The 19,683-nt window shown below is 57.6% G+C and carries 20 protein-coding genes; 10 read left to right on the top strand and 10 right to left on the bottom strand.

What is annotated here, in order from left to right; genetic code table 11:
- Positions 1–145: 145 nt before the first annotated feature.
- Entirely contained in the window at positions 146–1,198 is a 1,053-nt protein-coding gene (gene aroG / locus IB226_RS17820; protein WP_192236619.1) for a 3-deoxy-7-phosphoheptulonate synthase AroG, read from the top strand.
- A gap of 61 nt (positions 1,199–1,259) precedes the next feature.
- On the opposite strand, the gene gpmA is transcribed toward aroG, so the two are convergent.
- The 6 genes from gpmA to modE all read right to left on the bottom strand — a co-directional run bounded on the left by gpmA (position 1,260) and on the right by modE (position 8,163).
- The gene (gpmA, locus tag IB226_RS17815) at positions 1,260–2,012 is read right to left on the bottom strand and encodes a 2,3-diphosphoglycerate-dependent phosphoglycerate mutase (protein ID WP_008109047.1); all 753 of its coding nucleotides are present in this window, start codon (positions 2,010–2,012) and stop codon (positions 1,260–1,262) included.
- A gap of 150 nt (positions 2,013–2,162) precedes the next feature.
- Positions 2,163–3,197 (bottom strand): galactose-1-epimerase, encoded by a 1,035-nt coding sequence (gene galM / locus IB226_RS17810; protein WP_192236618.1) that lies wholly within the window; start codon positions 3,195–3,197, stop codon positions 2,163–2,165.
- Positions 3,191–4,339: a galactokinase gene (galK, locus tag IB226_RS17805; RefSeq protein WP_192236617.1), complete on the bottom strand. Its 1,149-nt coding sequence runs from the start codon at positions 4,337–4,339 to the stop codon at positions 3,191–3,193. Before galK ends, galM begins: the two co-directional genes overlap by 7 nt.
- Positions 4,340–5,383 (bottom strand): galactose-1-phosphate uridylyltransferase, encoded by a 1,044-nt coding sequence (gene galT / locus IB226_RS17800; RefSeq protein WP_192236616.1) that lies wholly within the window; start codon positions 5,381–5,383, stop codon positions 4,340–4,342. It abuts the gene before it with no gap.
- Between the two features lie 448 nt (positions 5,384–5,831).
- The gene (gene modF / locus IB226_RS17795) at positions 5,832–7,304 is read right to left on the bottom strand and encodes a molybdate ABC transporter ATP-binding protein ModF (protein ID WP_192236615.1); all 1,473 of its coding nucleotides are present in this window, start codon (positions 7,302–7,304) and stop codon (positions 5,832–5,834) included.
- Positions 7,305–7,380: 76 nt separating this feature from the next.
- Positions 7,381–8,163 carry a molybdenum-dependent transcriptional regulator gene (gene modE / locus IB226_RS17790; RefSeq protein WP_192236614.1) on the bottom strand — a complete coding sequence of 261 codons (783 nt, stop codon included), beginning with the start codon at positions 8,161–8,163 and terminating at the stop codon, positions 7,381–7,383.
- 118 nt (positions 8,164–8,281) lie between these two features.
- Here modE and IB226_RS17785 point away from each other — a divergent pair, with 118 nt between their 5' ends.
- From IB226_RS17785 to modC, 4 genes are all read left to right on the top strand, one after another.
- A complete protein-coding gene (locus IB226_RS17785) occupies positions 8,282–8,440 on the top strand; it encodes an AcrZ family multidrug efflux pump-associated protein (protein WP_007890616.1) in 159 nt (52 codons plus the stop codon).
- A gap of 128 nt (positions 8,441–8,568) precedes the next feature.
- Positions 8,569–9,342: a molybdate ABC transporter substrate-binding protein gene (gene modA / locus IB226_RS17780; protein ID WP_192236613.1), complete on the top strand. Its 774-nt coding sequence runs from the start codon at positions 8,569–8,571 to the stop codon at positions 9,340–9,342.
- Complete coding sequence (gene modB / locus IB226_RS17775; protein WP_192236612.1) at positions 9,339–10,031, top strand: molybdate ABC transporter permease subunit; 693 nt, start codon at positions 9,339–9,341, stop codon at positions 10,029–10,031. Before modA ends, modB begins: the two co-directional genes overlap by 4 nt.
- Positions 10,031–11,089, top strand: a complete 1,059-nt coding sequence (gene modC, locus IB226_RS17770; protein ID WP_192236611.1) for a molybdenum ABC transporter ATP-binding protein ModC — start codon at positions 10,031–10,033, stop codon at positions 11,087–11,089. Before modB ends, modC begins: the two co-directional genes overlap by 1 nt.
- 62 nt (positions 11,090–11,151) lie before the next feature.
- Here the strand turns inward: modC and IB226_RS17765 are convergent, their stop codons facing one another.
- Positions 11,152–11,970: a pyridoxal phosphatase gene (locus tag IB226_RS17765; protein WP_192236610.1), complete on the bottom strand. Its 819-nt coding sequence runs from the start codon at positions 11,968–11,970 to the stop codon at positions 11,152–11,154.
- A gap of 148 nt (positions 11,971–12,118) precedes the next feature.
- Here IB226_RS17765 and pgl point away from each other — a divergent pair, with 148 nt between their 5' ends.
- Complete coding sequence (gene pgl, locus IB226_RS17760) at positions 12,119–13,114, top strand: 6-phosphogluconolactonase (RefSeq protein WP_192236609.1); 996 nt, start codon at positions 12,119–12,121, stop codon at positions 13,112–13,114.
- Positions 13,115–13,174: 60 nt separating this feature from the next.
- On the opposite strand, the gene IB226_RS17755 is transcribed toward pgl, so the two are convergent.
- Both IB226_RS17755 and bioA read right to left on the bottom strand, forming a co-directional pair.
- A complete protein-coding gene (locus tag IB226_RS17755) occupies positions 13,175–13,651 on the bottom strand; it encodes a kinase inhibitor (RefSeq protein ID WP_192236608.1) in 477 nt (158 codons plus the stop codon).
- 30 nt (positions 13,652–13,681) lie between these two features.
- Complete coding sequence (bioA, locus tag IB226_RS17750; RefSeq protein WP_192236607.1) at positions 13,682–14,977, bottom strand: adenosylmethionine--8-amino-7-oxononanoate transaminase; 1,296 nt, start codon at positions 14,975–14,977, stop codon at positions 13,682–13,684.
- A gap of 88 nt (positions 14,978–15,065) precedes the next feature.
- Between bioA and bioB the strand changes: the two genes are divergently transcribed.
- From bioB to bioD, 4 genes are read left to right on the top strand one after another with little or no spacing between them, the layout of a single operon-like run.
- Positions 15,066–16,097 (top strand): biotin synthase BioB, encoded by a 1,032-nt coding sequence (gene bioB / locus IB226_RS17745; RefSeq protein WP_192236606.1) that lies wholly within the window; start codon positions 15,066–15,068, stop codon positions 16,095–16,097.
- Positions 16,098–17,249, top strand: a complete 1,152-nt coding sequence (gene bioF / locus IB226_RS17740; protein ID WP_192236605.1) for an 8-amino-7-oxononanoate synthase — start codon at positions 16,098–16,100, stop codon at positions 17,247–17,249.
- Positions 17,233–17,988, top strand: coding sequence for a malonyl-ACP O-methyltransferase BioC (gene bioC, locus IB226_RS17735; protein WP_192236604.1), 756 nt, complete (start codon positions 17,233–17,235; stop codon positions 17,986–17,988). Before bioF ends, bioC begins: the two co-directional genes overlap by 17 nt.
- Positions 17,985–18,656, top strand: a complete 672-nt coding sequence (gene bioD, locus IB226_RS17730) for a dethiobiotin synthase (RefSeq protein WP_192236603.1) — start codon at positions 17,985–17,987, stop codon at positions 18,654–18,656. The genes bioC and bioD overlap by 4 nt, the downstream gene beginning before the upstream one ends.
- 39 nt (positions 18,657–18,695) lie before the next feature.
- Here bioD and IB226_RS17725 read toward each other — a convergent pair whose 3' ends face one another.
- On the bottom strand, positions 18,696–19,412 hold the full coding sequence (locus IB226_RS17725; RefSeq protein ID WP_110865765.1) for an ABC transporter ATP-binding protein: 717 nt from the start codon (positions 19,410–19,412) through the stop codon (positions 18,696–18,698).
- Between the last annotated feature and the right edge of the window lie 271 nt (positions 19,413–19,683).

Here is a 19,683-nt window from a genome sequence, read left to right as displayed (position 1 = left end):
AAAAGCTTAGTGCATGGATATATAAATGCAAATTTGAGATGTACATTTTAAGCGCGGTGCGTAATTTACACCCACCGCGCGAAGGGCTAAAGTGGGCGGGTTGCGCCCGACGGACGTTGGGCCAGAAATTTGAATGGAATTGTGTATGGATTACCAGAACGATGATTTACGCATCAGAGAGATCAAAGAGTTACTGCCTCCTGTTGCTTTGCTTGAAAAATTCCCCGCCACCGATAAAGCGGCTACAACCGTAGCGCAGTCACGTCAGGCGATTCACCGCATTCTGCATGGCGAGGACGATCGTCTGCTGGTGGTGATCGGTCCGTGCTCAATTCACGATACCCAGGCTGCGCAAGAGTATGCGACGCGCCTGCTGGCACTGCGTGATGAGCTGAAAGACGATCTCGAAGTGGTGATGCGCGTTTACTTTGAAAAACCGCGCACCACGGTGGGCTGGAAAGGGCTGATCAACGACCCGTTTATGGATGGCAGCTTCCAGATCAATGACGGCCTGCGCCTGGCGCGCAAGTTGCTGGTGGATATCAACGATATCGGGTTGCCAGCGGCCGGTGAGTTCCTTGATATGATCACGCCACAATATATGGCCGATCTGATGAGCTGGGGCGCGATTGGTGCACGTACCACCGAATCGCAGGTGCATCGCGAACTCTCTTCCGGCCTCTCTTGCCCGGTGGGCTTCAAAAACGGTACCGACGGCACCATCAAAGTGGCGATTGACGCCATCGGTGCGGCCAGCGCGCCACACTGCTTCCTGTCAGTCACCAAATATGGTCACTCGGCGATTGTCGAAACCAGCGGTAACGAAGACTGCCACATCATCCTGCGCGGCGGCAAAGAGCCGAACTACAGCGCCGAACACGTGGCGGCCGTGAAAACCGGTCTGGAGAAAGCAGGCTTGCGTCCGCAAGTGATGATCGACTTCAGCCATGCTAATAGCAGCAAGCAGTTCCAGCGTCAGATGGTGGTTGCCGACGACGTGGCGCAGCAAATTGCCGGTGGTGAGCAGGCGATTACTGGCGTGATGATCGAGAGTCATCTGGTGGAAGGTAATCAGAGCCTCGAAAGCGGCAAACCGCTGGTGTACGGCCAGAGCGTGACCGATGCCTGTATCGGCTGGGAAGACACTGAGAAGGCGTTGCGTCAGCTGGCTCAGGCGGTCAAACAGCGCCGCAGCTAAGCCAATGCGGCAATAAAAAAGGCCAGACTTGCGTCTGGCCTTTTTGCGTTTCAGCGTTCGCTTACTTCGCTTTACCCTGGTTTGCTACGGCTGCGGCTTTCGCAGCAATCTCATCAGCATCACCCAGATAGTAACGTTTGAGTGGCTTGAAGTTCTCATCGAACTCATACACCAACGGCACGCCAGTTGGGATGTTCAGTTCGAGGATCTCGTCTTCGCTCAGGTTGTCGAGGTATTTAACCAGCGCACGCAGTGAGTTGCCGTGTGCAGCAACGATCACTTTCTCACCGCTCTTAATGCGCGGCAGAATGCTTTCGTTCCAGTAAGGAATCACGCGTTCGATGGTCAGCGCCAGGCTTTCGGTGGTTGGCAGCTGCGCGTCAGTCAGTGAAGCGTAACGCGGATCGTGGCCAGGGAAACGCTCATCAGCGCGATCCAGTTCGGGTGGAGTGATGGCAAAGCCACGACGCCACTGTTTCACTTGCTCGTCACCGTATTTAGCGGCGGTTTCTGCTTTATCCAGACCTTGCAGCGCACCGTAGTGACGCTCGTTCAGACGCCAGGTTTTTTCAACCGGCAGCCAAGCCTGATCCAGCTCATCCAGCACGTTCCACAGGGTATGGATAGCGCGCTTCAGCACTGAGGTGTAAGCGAAATCAAACACGAAACCTTCTTTCTTCAGCAGCTGACCGGCTGCTTTGGCTTCAGTGCGACCTTTGTCAGACAGGTCAACGTCGTACCATCCGGTGAAGCGGTTTTCCTGGTTCCACTGGCTTTCGCCGTGTCGCACCAGTACCAGCTTAGTTACGGCCATAGCTTTACTCCTTAATGCTCGATTTACGATTAGTATTGAAACCGGCTGCGGCCACTGAGAAGCGGCTCACTAATAGCGCCATACCATAGCGGAAAACAACGCACGGCGTAAGCCTGTCGGCAGCGCAGTGCGCGTTTTTCATCCGGTGGCTCAGTGCGGCGTGAAGCGATAACGCGTCACGGACTGCCAGCTGTCGCCGGGTTGTAGCCAGCAATCGGGCTGCGGCCACTCTGCATGGTTAGGCGAATCCGGTAAAAATTCGCTCTCCAGAGCGATGCCCTGGAAAGCAGTATAGCTGTCCTGCTCACGGGCGCGTGTTCCCGCCAGATAGTTGCCGGTGTAGAACTGCAGCGCCGGAGCGGCAGTAAACACGCTCAGCTCCAGCTTGCCATCGGCAGACCATAAATGGGCGGCGGGCTGGCTGCTGTCGCCAGCGGTGTTGAGCAAAAAGGCGTGGTCATAGCCTTTCACCGCTTTTTGATCGTCATCGGCGAGGAACTCATCGGCGACGCGCTTCGGCTGGCGGAAATCAAAACTGTTTCCCGCCACCTCTTTCAGCGGCGCGTTAGGAATGCCTTCGCTGTCCACCGGCAGGTAACGATCGGCGTGCAGTTGTAAGCGATGCTGGCGCGCATCACCATGATGCGCATCAAGATTAAAGTAAGCATGGTTGGTGAGATTGACCGGGCAAGGCTTGTCGGTTTGCGCTTCATAGCGAATCGACAAGCAATTATCGTCATCAAGTTGATAGATGACATCGGCGATCATATTGCCGGGATAACCCTGATCGCCATCCGGCGAATCGAGGCGATAGTGCACCTCGCTTTCGCTCTGACTGAGAATCTGCCAGCGACGTTTATCGAAACCTTGCGGCCCGCCGTGCAGCTGATGTGCGCCCTGATTAGCCGTCAGCTGTAAATTGAGTTGCTTAAGTTCGGCCGAGGCGATGCGGTTCGCGTAGCGGCCAATTGTCGCGCCAAGATAAGCATCCTGATGCAGATAATCGGACGGTGTGGCGCAGCCGAGCAGCGCTTCACGCACGCTGTGGTCCAACATTGGCACGCGCGCTGAAAGCCAAGTCGCGCCCCAATCCATAAAAGTAGCCACCATGCCGTTGCGATTGCGCAGCACAGTGATGCGCCACGGTTGCCCGTCTGGCGCGTGTGAATTCACATCACTTACCATTGGCCTGCTCCTGCGGACGCTTTGCACACGTAGAAGGTCTCTTTAATGCCGGTTTGCGCTTCATACTTCTCGGCCACCGCCGTTTTCACCGCATCGACCAGATCGATTGGCATCAGCGCCACGATGCAGCCACCGAAACCGCCGCCGGTCATACGCACGCCGCCGCGCGGGCCGATTTCTGCTTTCACAATCTCAACCAACTGATCGATTTGCGGCACGGTGATTTCGAAATCGTCACGCATTGAGGCGTGCGATTCGGCCATCAGTTCGCCCATGCGTTTCAGATCGCCCGCGCTTAACGCATCGGCGGCTTCCAGCGTGCGCGCATTTTCGCTAATCACGTGACGCACGCGTTTTGCCACCAACGCATCCAGCCCACCAGCAGAGGCTTCAAACTCTTCCAGCGTCACATCGCGCAGCGCCGGTTTATTGAAGAAGCGTGCGCCAGTTTCACACTGTTCACGACGCGTATTGTATTCGCTGCCCACCAGGCTACGACGGAAGTTGGAGTTGATGATCACCACCGCGACATCTTCCGGCATTGATACCGCGCGCGTGCCGAGCGTACGACAATCCAGCAGCATGGCGTGATCCGGCTGACCGAGCGCCGAGATCAGCTGATCCATGATGCCGCAGTTGCAGCCGACAAACTGGTTTTCCGCTTCCTGACCGTTCACCGCAATCGCTGCGCCATCGAGGTTTAATGCATACAGCTGCTGGAATACGGTACCGACCGCCACTTCCAGCGACGCCGAAGAACTCAGGCCCGCGCCTTGTGGCACGTTGCCGCTGATCACCATATCGACGCCGCCAAAGCTGGCATCGCGTTTCTGCAGATGTTTCACCACGCCGCGCACGTAGTTGGCCCACATTGGCTCTTTCAGCGGCTCAATCGGCGCATCCAGCGAGAAGCTGTCCTGCTGATTGTCGTAATCGACGGCAATCACGCGCACCTGGCGATCGTCGCGTTTGGCGCAGGCAATCACGGTTTGATAATCGATGGCGCACGGCAGCACAAAGCCATCGTTGTAGTCGGTGTGTTCGCCAATCAGATTGACGCGGCCCGGTGCCTGAATGCTGTGTGTCGCCTGATAGCCGAAAGTGTCAGCGAAAACCTGTTGAGTAATGGATTTTAATGACATTTATTGCGCCTCGCGGAAATGGACATCGCTGACAGAACGCAGACGTTCAGCTGCCTGTTCCGCCGTTAAATCACGTTGGGTTTCGGCCAGCATTTCATAGCCAACCATAAATTTGCGTACCGTGGCTGAACGCAGCAGCGGCGGATAGAAGTGTGCGTGCAGCTGCCAGTGATCGTTGGCTTCGCCGTTGAACGGCGCGCCGTGCCAGCCCATCGAATAGGGGAAAGAGCACTGGAACAGGTTGTCGTAGCGGCTGGTGAGCTGCTTTAGCGCCAGCGCCAAATCGGTGCGCTGCGGCTCGGAGAGATCGGTGATGCGTTTCACATGGGCTTTCGGCAGCAGCAAGGTTTCAAACGGCCACGCCGCCCACCACGGCACCACGGCCAGCCAGTGTTCGGTTTCCACCACCGTACGGCTGCCATCGCTCAACTCGCGCGCAGCGTAATCGACCAGCAGCGCCGTGCCTTTCTCGGCAAAATAGTGACGTTGGTTGTCATCTTCTTTCTGCGCTTCGTTCGGCAGGAAGCTGTTGGCCCAAATCTGGCCATGCGGATGCGGGTTGGAGCAGCCCATCGCCGCACCTTTGTTTTCAAACACCTGTACCCACGGATAGTGCTGACCGAGATCGGCAGTCTGTTCCTGCCAGGTCCGCACGATATCTTCCAGCCCGCTCAGCGGCAGTTCCGGCAGCGTTTTGTTGTGATCCGGCGAGAAGCAGATCACCCGGCTGGTACCGCGTGCGCTTTCGCAGCGCATCAACAGATCGTCGCTTTGCGGTGCGTCTGGCGTGTTAGTCATCAGCGCGGCAAAGTCATTGGTGAACACGTAAGTGCTTTTATAGTTTGGGTTTTTGTCACCGGTAATGCGGGTGTTTCCGGCACAGAGGAAACAGTCAGGATCGTGCGCTGGCAGTTGCTCCAGTGCCGGGGTTTCCTGCGCACCTTGCCACGGGCGCTTAGCGCGATGGGGTGAGACCAGCACCCATTGATCGATCAATGGGTTATAACGGCGATGCGGGTGATCGACCGGGTTAAATTTTTCCATGATGAGTCCTGGTAAACGGCAAACAGATAAAAATGATTTTGATCAAAGTAGCACAAAGACCAGCGTGAAAGCGTGATCCAGTCTGGATAAATGGTATCGTTTACACAAGGTGACGATTCTCATTTTGTGGGGTTGTTGCGTATGTTTGTTGAATTACCAGGCGATGAAATGGTAACGCTTACATTGCCTTCATACTCCGAACTGCTGCTGCTTGCCGCAGCTCGAATTATTTTGGCAATGGCGCTATGCACGTTAGATGTTTGTAGATATAAGGGTCACCATTGATGGCGTAACGCCGCTCAGTTAAGCGCCGTATCAAATCACCGCACCTTCCGTAGCGGCGCGATTTATCGCGCAATGAATTGCGCCGCTACAATGTGTGCTCTCGGTGATGAGGGTTTTTCATGTCTTAATTGACGAGCATTACGCCATCTATGGCAACCGCTATTTAACGCAGCGACTCTTGCAGGAAACCGTAACCCTGTTCCTGCGCGACAAAACTCAGGCGATGGGTGATGCACTGCGGCGCATCTTCGGCGTGGTGGGAGACAAACAGTAGTTGCGTACGGCCTTCGCCAATCAGCACATCAACAAAGCGGCGCACCAACTGGCGGTTAATCGGATCAAGCCCCTGCAACGGTTCATCGAGAATGAGTAGCGTGGGATGTTTCACCAGCGCGCGCGCAATCAGCACCAGCCGCTGCTGGCCCCACGACAAACTGTGGAACGGCGCATCCGCCAGCTGATTATCCATACCGAGCAGCGCCAGCCACTGACGCGCCAGCGCTTTTTGCCGATCGGACACCGCCTGATACAAACCAATCGAATCGAAGAAGCCGGAGAGCACCACGGTGCGCACATTACAGCTGACGCGATAATCGAGGTGCAGGCTGCTGCTGACGTAACCGATGTGCTGCTTGATGTCCCAGATGGTTTCACCGCTGCCGCGTCGGATGCCAAACAGCGTCAAATCGTTGCTGTAACCCTGTGGATGATCGCCGGTTACCAAACTGAGCAGGGTGGATTTACCCGCGCCGTTCGGCCCCACAATCTGCCAGTGTTCAGCGGGATTAACCTGCCAGTTCAGGCCATCAATCACCGCTTTGTCGTTGTACGACACCACGCCGTTGCGCAGCATCACGCGCGGCGCATCTTCGGCCAGCTGCGGCAGTTGATCGGGTTGATCCGCTTCCGGCAGCGCCATACCAGCAAGCTTCTCGCTGTGCGCCAGCTGCGCCACCAGCGCTTCGGCCAGAATCGCGCCCCGTTCGCCCACGTGGGTTAACGTGCATTCGGCCAACACGCCGACCTTCTCGACAAAATCGGGAATATCATCAAAGCGATTGAGCACCAGCACTACGCTAAAACCGCTTCGATGCAGATCGTTGAGGGTTTGCGCCAGGCTGGCGCGCGACGCCACATCCAGCCCATCGAAAGGTTCATCGAGGATCAGCAGATCCGGCTGCGCCATTAGCGCCTGACACAACAGTGTTTTGCGCGTCTCGCCGGTGGAGAGATATTTGAACCGGCGATCAAGCAGATAAGTGATGCCAAACTGCTGCGCCAGCGCCTGACAACGCGCCTCATCTTGCACTTCATCCTGAATGATCTGTGCGGCGGTGCGACCGGTATCGTCTTCGCCTTCACTCAGTAGATCGGTGTTATTACGTTCCCACTCATCGCTGACCAGTTTCTGTAGCTGCTCCAGCGATAGGCGCGTACGACGCTGAAAATCCTGCTGCACGCTGCCTTTACCGGGCTGCAACTCGCCGGATAGGGCGCGCGCCAGCGATGACTTGCCGCTGCCGTTGGCGCCGACAAACGCCCAGCTTTCGCCGCTGTTGAGGGTTAAATCGTTAAGGGACAGTGCTCGGGTGTCGCTAAGGTGAAACGTACCTTGCGAAATTTGCAATGAAGCCATGATCTATTCCGTTTTATGCATCGTGTCGTCCAGTTTTAGCCAGCGATGCAGACGAAGTCAAATCATGGCGTGGATTTCAGAGCAGTGTGGCGATGATGGCGTGTTCGGCATTAAAACTGGCGGTGACGCTGGCACCAACCTGCAGATTCTGCTGTTTCACCGCCTCATTGGTGACGGTCGCGCACAGCGTTTCGCCACTCGGCAACGCCATCAATACTTCGCTAAGCTGATCGCCGGGCTCAATTGCGCTGATCTGCGCAGCCAGTTGATTGTCGCTGCTGGCCGCGGCGTGACTGACGTGAATCCACGGTGCTTTAATCAGCACCAGCACCTCCTTGCCGCTGTCGAGCTGCAAGCGTTCGGCACTGCGTGCGGTGATCGCCACCTGCAGGCGCGTTAAGCCATCGGCGAGCAGCACCTCAATGTGCTGCTGCACCTGCTGATGATCGCTGGCCAGCACCGTACCAAACAGCTGATTGCGCGCGCTGGTTTGCAGCGAGAAACGCGCAATCGCCGCCAGCAAACTGTCGAGCGGCAAGCTGTCGTTTTGCAGCACATCGAAGGCCTTTTGTTGAATCTGCTCCATCAACTGGAACAGCTGAATCAGCCGCTCGCCATAACGCGTCAGCTGCGCGCCGCCGCCGCCTTTGCCGCCGGTGGCGCGATCCACCAGCGTTTGGTCGGCCAGCTGATTCATCTCATTGATCGCATCCCAGGCACTTTTATAACTGATGCCCGCCAGTTTCGCGCCCTGGCTGATGGAGCCGGTTTGCTGCACGCGTTTCAGTAATTCGATGCGACGCGGATCGGCAAACAGCTTTTGCTGAAGACGAATATGGAGAGAAAGTTCTGCCTGCATGTCAGCTCCTTAGGTTAATCCGCTCAGTTTACTGCTTAAAAGTAAAAGCACGAAAAGGGCAGTGCGTTTTTTTCGCTAACCGTTACAATCACTTTTTTATTTTCTGCGTGAGGTTTCCATGCTGGAACTGTTAAAAAGCCTGGCTGTGGCTATCATCATGGTGCCGATTGTGATGGCGATTATGCTCGGTTTGATTTACGGCCTGGGTGAAGTTTTCAACGTCATCTCAAAATTTGGCCGCCGCGACGATCGTCCTGCCAACAGCTCACAACACTAATTTCTCAACGCCCGCTTCCTGCGGGCGTTTTGTTTCTGAACTTCCGTAAAATCCTGCCGATATAAAGCTCATGACGCATTTGCGCGTACGTTGTATTATCAAATATATAACGTAACAAGGAGCAACAAATGCGAACCATCAAGTACCGTTGGGCTGCTGCAACCGTTTTAAGCGTTTCATTGGCCGGTCATGCCGCGGCCGCAGAGAAAATCACCGTGTTTGCAGCAGCATCGCTGACCAATGCGCTGCAGGACATTGCGACGCAGTACCAGAAGAAAAGTGGTGTAGAAGTGGTATCCTCTTTTGCCTCTTCTTCGGTGCTGGCGCGCCAGATCGATCAGGGCGCACCGGCCGATCTGTTCATCTCTGCCGATCAGCAGTGGATGGACGATGTGGTGGCAAAAAACAGCGTGGTGAGCAGCACGCGCTATACGCTGCTTGGCAACGATTTAGTGCTGATTGCACCGAAAAGCGACGCGGCTAAAGCGGTCACCATTGATAGCAAAACCGACTGGAAAAGCCTGCTGAAAGGCGAGCGTCTGGCGGTGGGCGATCCGGATCACGTGCCAGCCGGCATTTATGCCAAAGAAGCATTACAAAAACTCGGCGCGTGGGAAGCTTTATCCCCGCAGCTGGCGCCAGCCAACAATGTGCGCGCCGCGCTGGCATTGGTTGAGCGTAACGAAACGCCGTACGGCATCGTGTATGGTTCGGACGCGGTAGCCAGCCAGAAAGTGCAGGTCGTGGGACGATTCCCGGAAGATAGCCACAAGCCAGTGGAATATCCGATGGCGATTGTCAAAGAACATCAGAACGCAACGGTGGAAGCCTTCTACAACTATTTGCAGGGGCCAGATGCCGCTGCCGTGTTTAAACAGTATGGATTCACGCCGAAGAAATGATATTGAGCGATCCCGAATGGCAGGCCGTTTTTCTCAGCCTGAAAGTGTCCTGTGTAGCTGTGATATGCAGCTTGCCGTTTGGCATCCTGATGGCCTGGATTCTGGCGCGCTGCCGCTTTCCGGGCAAAACCCTGTTGGACAGCATCGTCCACCTGCCGCTGGTGCTGCCACCGGTGGTGGTCGGCTATCTGCTGCTGATCGCCTTAGGCCGGCGCGGTTTTATTGGCGAATGGCTGTATGACTGGTTCGGTTTCACCTTTGCCTTTAGCTGGCGCGGCGCGGTGATCGCTTCGGCGGTGATGGCGTTTCCGCTGATGGTGCGTGCAATTCGTCTTGCGCTGGAAGCGGTGGATACCAAACTGGAGCTGGCCGCACGCACGCTGGGTGCCGGGCGCTGGCGCGTATTTTTCACCATCACGCTTCCGCTCACCTTGCCGGGCATTATTGTTGGCACGGTGCTGGCCTTTGCCCGTTCGCTGGGTGAATTTGGTGCCACCATCACATTTGTCTCCAACATTCCCGGCGAGACGCGCACCATTCCGTCGGCGATGTTTACCCTGATTGAAACGCCGGGCGCGGAAGGCACCGCCGCGCGCCTCTGTGCGGTGGCGATTGCGCTGGCGCTGATGTCGTTAGTGGCATCGGAAATGCTGGCGCGCTGGGGCCGTAAACGGCTGGGAGCGGCATAATGCTCAATCTGCAACTTTCTCAGCAGTTGGGCGAGCACCTGCTCGACGTTAACATCAATATTCCCGCCAGCGGCATTACCGCCATTTTCGGCGTGTCGGGTGCGGGCAAAACCTCGTTGATTAACGCGATTGGCGGATTAACCCAGCCGCAGAGCGGGCGTATTGAGTTAAACGATCGCCTGCTGTTCGATTCGGCCACGCGCGTGAATTTGCCGCCGGAAAAGCGCCGTATCGGCTATGTGTTTCAGGACGCGCGGCTGTTTCCACATTATCGCGTGCGCGGCAATCTGCAATACGGCATGGCGGCCTCAATGAAGCCGCAGTTCAACGCGCTGGTGGCGCTGCTGGGTTTAGAATCGCTGCTGACGCGTTTTCCTGCGTCGCTTTCGGGCGGTGAAAAACAGCGCGTGGCGATAGGCCGCGCGTTGCTGACGGCGCCCGATATTCTGCTGATGGATGAGCCGCTGGCGTCGCTTGATCTGCCGCGCAAACGTGAGCTGATGCCCTATCTGCAAAAGCTGGCGAAGCAGGTCGATATTCCCATTCTTTACGTATCGCACAGCCTCGATGAAATCCTGCAGCTGGCGGATAACGTGCTGGTGCTGGATGCCGGCCAGGTGAAAGCCTTTGGTCCGCTGGAAAAAGTGTGGAGCAGTTCGGCGATGCGTCCGTGGCTGCCGCTCGCCGAGCGCACCAGCGTGCTGCGCGTGCAGGTGCTGGAGCAGCATCCTGATTACCCAATGACCGCGCTGTCGCTTGGCGATCAGCATATTTGGGTGAGCCGGGTGAATCAGCCGTTGAAAACGCCGCTGCGTATTCGCATCGCCTCAGCCGATGTGTCGCTGGCATTGCAGCCGCCGCATAACACCTCGATCCGCAATATATTGCCGGCACAGGTGGTTGAGCTGCTGGAGATTGACGATCAGGTGGAAGTGAAGCTGCGCATTGGGATAAGCGAACTGTGGGCGCGCATTTCGCCGTGGGCGCGCGATGAGCTGGGCATCCGACCGGATCAGTGGCTGTATGCGCAGATCAAGAGCGTGTCGATAGCAGCGTAAATGGATTCATTGCGCGGTGTGAGAAAAATCCGCGCCATGAATTGCGCCGCTACATCTTACGGTTACAGAACCTCTTGATAGATCACTTCGGCGATGCCCGGCTCCAGATTGGTGCCAATCACCTTTTTGGCGCGCGCTTTGATGGCGTCATCGGCATTGCCCATCGCCACGCCCAACCCCACCTGTTCCAGCATGCTGAGATCGTTGTAGTTGTCGCCAAACGCCAGCACGTCTTGCATGCTAAAGCCCTGACTTTCAACCCACTGCGCCAGACGATTGCCTTTGCTGTTGCCGCCTTTGGCGATATCCACCTGATCGTGCCACGACCATTCACACGCCAGACCGAGTTCGGCTTCGGTGCGTTCGGCAAACTGCTGCAGCGCGCGCGTGTCGGGATGCGACAGCGCGAATTTCCAGATCGAATCAGCCTCAATCGCCGCCTGCGCCAGGCTTGGCACCTGCAGGAACAGCGGACGCTGCGCTTCCGGCAACGATTGCGCCCAGTTAAGCGTACGCGTCACATGGCCGGTTGGCGTTTGGTACAGCATCGCATCATCGACATACAGCAGACCGTGAATGTTCTCTTCATCCAGCATCTCAATCACCCGCGCGGCTCGGCTTTTATCCAGCGGATCGGCGGCCAGCACCTGTTTCGCGGGATAATCATATAAATAGGTGCCATTACAGCAAATTGCGGGTGTATCCAGCTTAAGTGCCTGATAAAAAGGGTGGATAGCGCAGTGGTGGCGACCGGTAACGATTAACACTTTCACGCCCGCCTGTTGCGCGCGGGCCAGCGCTTCAATGGATTCTGGCAAGATGGTTTTGTTCGGGGTCAGCAGGGTGCCGTCGAGGTCAAGGGCGATTACGCGGTAGCTCATTACACTTTCCGTCCGGGAGTTGGCAAAGCATTGAGTCTACACCCGGCAACGGCCCTGAGACAAAAAACAGGGCACAAATGAATCCAGCGCGACAAAATGAAACGCGCTACAGTTATCCCTTTCATCAGGCAGCGAATAAGGAAAACGCATGAAACAAGTCGTGTATACCGCCAGTCCCGAGAGCCAGCAGATTCATGCCTGGCAGTTGCAGGAAGATGGCGCACTGACGTTATTGCAGGTAACAGATGTTGCCGGCCAGGTGCAGCCGATGGTGGTGAGCCCGAAGAAAGATTTTCTCTATGTCGGTGTGCGTCCGAATTTTCGCGTGCTGGCGTTTCGCATTGCGGCCGACGGCACGCTGAGCCTCGCCGGTGAAGCACCGCTGCCGGGCAGCCCAACCCACATCTCCACCGATCGTCAGGGCAATTATCTGTTCTGCGGTTCGTACAACGATGCCTGCGTCAGCATCAGCCCGATTGGCAGCGATGGTTTGCCGCAAGCGCCAGTTCAGGTGATCAGCGGGTTAGACGGTTGCCACTCCGCCAATATCGATCTGAATAACCAAACGCTGTTTGTACCGGCACTGAAGCAGGACCGCATCTGCCTGTATCAGTTGAACGCAGACGGCACCCTGGCTCCGCGCGAACAAGCGCAGGTCACCACCGTTGAAGGTGCCGGTCCGCGTCACATGGCCTTCCATCCGAACGGCGCATATGGCTACGTGGTGAACGAGCTGGATAGCACAGTGGATGTCTGGGCGCTGAACAATGTGCACGGCCAGGTTGAGCGCGTGCAGAGCCTTGATATGATGCCGAAAGATTTCAGCGACACGCGCTGGGCGGCGGACATCCACATCACGCCGGATGGCCGTTTCCTCTATGCCTGCGACCGTACCAGCAGCACCATTACGGTATTCAGCATCAGTGAAGATGGCTCGGTGCTGGCGATTGAAGGCTACCAGCCAACTGAAACCCAGCCGCGCGGCTTCAATATTGATCACAGCGGTCAATATCTGGTAGCGGCGGGACAGAAATCGCACCACATCGAAGTGTATAAGATTCAGGAACGCGGTCTGCTTAATCCGCTGGCGCGTTACGCGGTAGGACAAGGCCCAATGTGGGTGGTTATCCACCAATTGGGATAAATAAAATGCCTGCCTGATCAAACAGGCAGGCATATTTTCTAACAGCGCGATTCTGTGCTGTTACGCGTACTTCACCGTAATCGACGCACTGGCCAGCGCACGGAAATGCACATTAAAGCCAACCATCGCGCCGCTCGCGCCTTCATCCACGTCAATTTTATCCGTATCCAGCGCATGCACCGTAAAGATGTAGCGATGGGATTCGCCCTGCGGTGGCGCTGCGCCGCCGTAGCCGGTTTGGCCAAAATCGGTACGCGTCTGAATGGCGCTCTCCGGCAAGTCCGCCACGCCGGAACCGGCACCCTGCGGCAACACGGTAACGTCAGCCGGAATGTTCGCTACCACCCAATGCCACCAGCCGGAACCGGTAGGCGCGTCAGGATCGTAGCAGGTGACAACAAAGCTTTTGGTGCCTGCCGGTACATCATCCCACGCCAGGTGCGGTGACAGATTGTCGCCCTGGTAACCCATGCCATTGAAAACGTGTCGCTCTGGCATCTTATCGCCGTCGTTAAAATCCTGGCTAACTACGCGCATGATCGCTCCTTTTATGGTTGTGCAGAACCCTCAATCATGGTGGAAATGCGCCGCAACATCCAGTGCCGCACCGACCGCTTGCGTTAGTTTCGTCAGTTCGGCGGCAGAAATCAGATAAGGTGGCATCAGGTACAGCAAGCGCCCAAATGGACGAATCCACACGCCGCGTTCAACGAAGAAGTGCTGCAGCGCCGCCATGTTCACGGCCTGATGGGTTTCGATCACGCCAATCGCACCCAGCACGCGCGCATCGGCCACCGCGTGATGACGGCGCAGCGGCAGCAGCTCGGTGCGCAGCTGCTGTTCGATGTGCGCCACCTGCGTTATCCAGCCGCCTTCATTGATCATCTTCAGACTTTCCACCGCCACCGCGCAGGCCAGCGGATTGCCCATAAAAGTAGGGCCGTGCATAAAGCAGCCCGCTGCGCTGCGGCTAATGGTGTCGGCGACTTCACGCGTGGTCAGCGTGGCGGAGAGCGTCATGGTACCGCCGGTCAGCGCTTTGCCGAGGCAGAGAATGTCCGGCGTGATACCCGCATGGTCGCAGGCAAACAGCTTGCCGCTGCGACCAAATCCGGTGGCGATCTCATCGGCAATCAGCAGCAAACCGTAGCGATCGCACAGCTCGCGCACCTGCTGCAGATAGCGCGGATGGTAGAAACGCATCCCGCCAGCGCCTTGCACAATCGGCTCCAGAATCACCGCCGCAATCTCCCGATGATGGATTTCCACCAGCTGCGCAAAATCGGCGAAATCGGCCTCGTTCCACGCGTCATCGAAAGCGCACTGCGGCGCGTTGGCGAACAGATGTTCCGGCAGATAGCCGCGCCACAGGCTGTGCATCGAATTTTCCGGATCGCACACCGACATCGCGGCAAAGGTATCACCGTGATAGCCGCGCTTCAGCGTGAGGAATTTCTGTCGCGTTTGGTTGCGTCCCAGCCAGTATTGCAGCGCCATTTTCATCGACACTTCGACGGCGATCGAACCCGAATCGGCGAGGAACACGCACTCCAGCGCATCAGGCGTCATGGCAACCAACTGGCGGCTCAGTTCCACCGCCGCCGGATGGGTGATGCCGCCAAACATCACATGCGACATCTGCGTCATTTGCTGCTGCAGCGCCTGATTGAGACGCGGATGGTTGTAGCCGTGTATCGCCGCCCACCACGACGACATGCCGTCCACCAGTTCACGTCCATCGGCCAACTGCAGCTGGCAGCCGTGCGCCGCCACAACCGGATAACAGGGCAGGGGATCGCGCATCGACGTGTAGGGATGCCAGATATGCTGACGGTCAAAGTTGAGGTCATCCTGAGTGAACATGTGAGTTGTAAACCATTTTAAAAAGATTTAGTTTACAAGTATAACCACGTTAATCGTCGGGATGAACCCCCTTTTTCTGGAGTAAGCAATGGCAAACCGCTGGACACTGACACAAGCTCAGGCACTTTTCGATAAACCTTTCCTTGAGTTGATGTTTGAAGCGCAGCAAGTGCATCGTCAACATTTCGATCCACGCCAGGTGCAGGTCAGCACGCTGCTATCAATCAAAACCGGCGCCTGTCCGGAAGACTGTAAATACTGTCCGCAGAGCGCGCGCTACAAAACCGGGTTGGAATCGGAACGTCTGATGGAAGTGGACGCGGTGCTGGAGTCGGCGCGCAAAGCCAAAGCGGCGGGATCGAGCCGTTTCTGCATGGGCGCCGCGTGGAAAAACCCGCACGAGCGCGACATGCCTTACCTTCAGCAGATGGTGCAGGGCGTGAAAGCGATGGGCATGGAAACCTGCATGACGCTTGGCACGCTGGATGGCGACCAGGCGCAGCGCCTCGCCGAAGCGGGACTGGATTTCTACAACCACAACCTCGACACCTCGCCAGAGTTTTACGGCAACATCATCACCACGCGCAGCTATCAGGAACGTCTGGATACGCTGGATAAAGTGCGCGGCGCGGGCATCAAGGTGTGTTCCGGCGGCATTGTGGGTCTGGGTGAAACGGTGAAAGATCGCGCGGGCTTGCTGGTGCAGCTGGCGAATCTGCCGACGCCGCCCGAAAGCGTACCGATCAACATGCTGGTAAAGGTCAAAGGCACGCCGCTGGCCGATAACGACGATGTTGAACCCTTCGACTTCATCCGCACCATCGCGGTGGCGCGCATCATGATGCCCTCGTCGCATGTGCGTCTTTCTGCCGGACGCGAGCAGATGAGCGAGCAAACGCAGGCGATGTGCTTTATGGCCGGCGCTAACTCCATCTTCTACGGCTGCAAACTGCTTACCACGCCAAATCCGGAAGAGGACAAGGATCTGATTCTGTTCCGCAAATTAGGCCTGAATCCGGAGCACACCGCGACGACGGCGGGTGACAATGAGCAGCAGCATCAGCTCAGCGAGCAGCTGCTGCACGCGGATACCGAGCAGTTCTACAACGCGGCGGTGTAAATGGGCTGGTCACAACGTATCGACGAGGCGCTGACGGCGCGGCGTGCCGCTGATGGCTGGCGTTTACGGCGTCGCGTTGAGCACAACAGCGTGCGGGAAATTACGCTGGAGGGGCAGCGTTATCGTCACTTTTCCAGCAACGACTATCTTGGCTTGAGCCAGCATCCGGCGGTGATTGCCGCGTGGCAGCAGGGCGCGGCCGAGACGGGTGCTGGCGCGGGTGCATCCGGGCATGTGACCGGCTACAGCCGCCACCATGCGCAGCTCGAGGAGGAACTGGCTGACTGGCTGGGCTATTCGCGCGCGCTGCTGTTCATTTCGGGGTTTGCCGCCAATCAGGCGGTGATCCATCTGCTGGCGGAAAAGCAGGATCGCATCTTTGCCGATAAGCTGGCGCACGCTTCACTGCTGGATGCCGCCAGCCACAGCCCGGCGAGCCTGCGCCGTTTTGCCCACAATCAGCCGGAAAGTTTGGCGAAGCTGCTGGCAACGCCGTCGGACGGCGGCACGCTAGTGGTGACCGAAGGCGTATTCAGCATGGACGGCGACAGCGCTCCGCTAACACAGATCGCTGCGGAGACGCGGCGCGGCAACGGCTGGCTGCTGGTGGATGATGCGCACGGTATCGGCGTGAGCGGCGCGCAAGGGCGCGGCAGCTGCTGGCAGCAGCAGGTCAAACCGGAACTGCTGATCGTCACCTTCGGCAAAGGGTTTGGCGTCAGCGGCGCGGCGCTGCTGTGCGATGACGCCACCGCTGATTACGTCGAGCAGTTTTCCCGCCATCTGATCTACTCCACCGCGATGCCACCGGCGCAGTGCTATGCGCTGCTGGCGGCACTGCGGCAGATTCAACAAGGTGATGCGCTGCGCGAAAAACTGCACAGCCACATTGCGCGTTTCCGCGCCGCTGCGGCGGATTTGCCGTGGCAGCTGGTCGATTCTGCGAGCGCCATCCAGCCGCTGATCGTTGGCGAAAACAGCGCGGCTATGGCGTTATCGCAGCGGCTGGCGCAGGTCGGCTGTTGGGTCAGTGCGATTCGGCCACCAACCGTGCCGCCGGGCACCGCTCGGCTACGCATCACGCTTACCGCTGCACATCACACCGATGACATTGATCGTCTGCTGGAGGCGCTGTATGACGCTGCAGGTTAACAAACAGGCCGTGGCGCAGGCATTTGGTCGTGCGGCTGCCCATTACGAGCAGCACGCGCAGTTACAGCGGCTGAGCGGCGATGCGCTGCTGGCGCTGGCGCCCGCTGGTTTTGGTCCGCACCTGCTGGATGCCGGGTGCGGTACCGGCTGGTATAGCCGCTACTGGCGCGATCGCGGGCGCACGCTGACGGCGCTCGATCTGTCGCCCAACATGCTGCAAACCGCGCGCGATCAGCAATCGGCGCAGCACTATCTGTTGGGCGATATCGATGCGGTGCCGCTGCCGGACGCCAGCGTTGACGGCGTGTGGAGCAATCTGGCGGTGCAGTGGAGCAGCGACTTGCATACTGCGCTGCAGCAGTTTTTGCGCGTCACGCGGCCGGGCGGCACGGTGCTGTTTTCCACGCTGCTCGACGGTTCGCTGCACGAAGTGCATTACGCGTGGGCGCAGCTGGATGGTCGCCAGCACGCCAACCGTTTCCTCAGCGCTGCGCAGTTTCATGCGGCCACCGCGACGCTGCCGATCGCCGTGCAGCAGCAGGTTATCACCCTGCATTTTCCCAGCGCGCTCAGCGCTATGCGCTCGCTGAAAGGCATTGGGGCCACGCACCTGCACGATGGTCGCGGTGCCAGCGTGCTAACGCGTTCCCAACTGGCACAGCTTGAGCAACGCTGGCCGCAGGACGAGTCCGGTTATCGCCTGAGTTATCACCTGATGTATGGAGTTTTAAGCAAATGACACGCTGGTTTATTACCGGAACCGATACCGAAGTGGGCAAAACCGTGGCCAGCGGCGCGCTGTTGCAGGCGGCGAGCGCCGCCGGTTTACGCACCGCAGGCTATAAGCCGGTGGCATCCGGCTGCGAAATCACGCCGCAAGGCATTCGCAACAGCGACGCGCTGGCGTTGCAGCGCTACAGCACCTTGTCGTTAAGCTACGAGCAGGTGAACCCGCTGGCGTTTGTCGAGCCGACCTCGCCGCATATCATTAGCGCGAAAGAGGGCAGGCCGATTAGCTTTACCACGCTGTCAGCGGGCTTGCGCGCGCTGGAGCAGCAGGCAGAATGGGTGTTAGTCGAAGGCGCAGGCGGGTGGTTTACGCCGCTGTCGGAGACGCAAACTTACGCCGATTGGGTGGAAGACGAGCAGCTGCCGGTGATTCTGGTGGTGGGTGTGAAGTTAGGCTGCATCAATCATGCCATGCTAACCGCCGAAGCGGTTAAAGCGCGCGGATTGCGCCTTGCGGGCTGGATTGCCAATGATATTCAGCCGCCCGGCAAACGTCATCAGGAGTATATGGATACGCTGCGTCAGCGCATTGATGCGCCGTTCCTCGGTGAGATTCCGCACCTACGCGACGAGTCGCAGCAGGCCGAGTGCGGGCGTTATTTGACGTTGCCGCAATAAATAACCCAGGTAGCCATTCACGGCGACCTGGCTACATCTTCACCTTGCGGTCAGCCACTTATTCACCGTCAAATCATCCAGCTGCGCCACTTTGCCGTGCGCCACATTGCGTCCGCGATGCAGCAGCAGGAAATAATCGGCGACGCGGCGGACAAACGAGACGTGCTGCTCAAGCAGCAGAATGGTTAAACCATACTCACGGTTTAACCGACGAATCAGATTGCCCATCTCCTCTTCCAGCCACGGCGACATCCCTTCTGTCGGCTCATCCAGAATCACCAGCTTGGGTTGCAGCACTAGCGCACGCGCCAGGGCCAAATGTTGTTGCTGTTCCATTGGCAACTCGCCGCTGCGCTGATGGCGCAATGAATAGAGTGCCGGGAACAGGTCGAACACCATTTCTGGAATGGCACGGCTACGATCGTCCTGTGCCGCCATCAGGGCGATCAGCAGGTTATCCTCCACGCTCATTTGCGAGAAAATATGCCGTCCTTGCGGCACATAACCAATGCCGGTGCGCGCGCGCAGTTCGGCCGGTTGCAACAGTAAATCTTCCGGCGGCGCGCCATCTTCCTGCCAGGTCATCGAGCCGCTGTTAATTGGCAGGCGGCCCATAATGCAGTTCACCAACGTGGTTTTGCCCATGCCGGGACTGCCCAGCACGCCGGTACAGGTGCCCGGCGGCAGATCGAGATCGACATCCCACAGAATGTGATTTTGACCGTAAAACTGATTCACCGAACGTAAACTCAGCATCTGACATACTCCTTCCAGATTATTAGCCTGAATGCTCCCGCTCTGTGTCGTCTGGCATACAGTCGTGCACGATTGATGGACACCGCTGTCGTCGGCAAGCGCCGATATGGACTCGTCACTCCATAGTGCTAACACTGCAATTCCCAGGCCAGGTTAGGAATTCAGGCGCAACTGCGGCGGAAACCTGACAAATCAGCGGCTAAAAGTTGAGAAACGCTTAACAATTGCCAGCGGTGATAAACCGACTGCACTTTGACGGTGCTGACTGCTT

Source organism: Pantoea sp. PNT03 (assembly GCF_014852515.1).
GTDB lineage: Bacteria > Pseudomonadota > Gammaproteobacteria > Enterobacterales > Enterobacteriaceae > Pantoea > Pantoea leporis.
The sequence above is the reverse complement of the archived record's forward strand: the minus strand, read 5'-3'. Positions and strand labels throughout refer to the sequence as shown.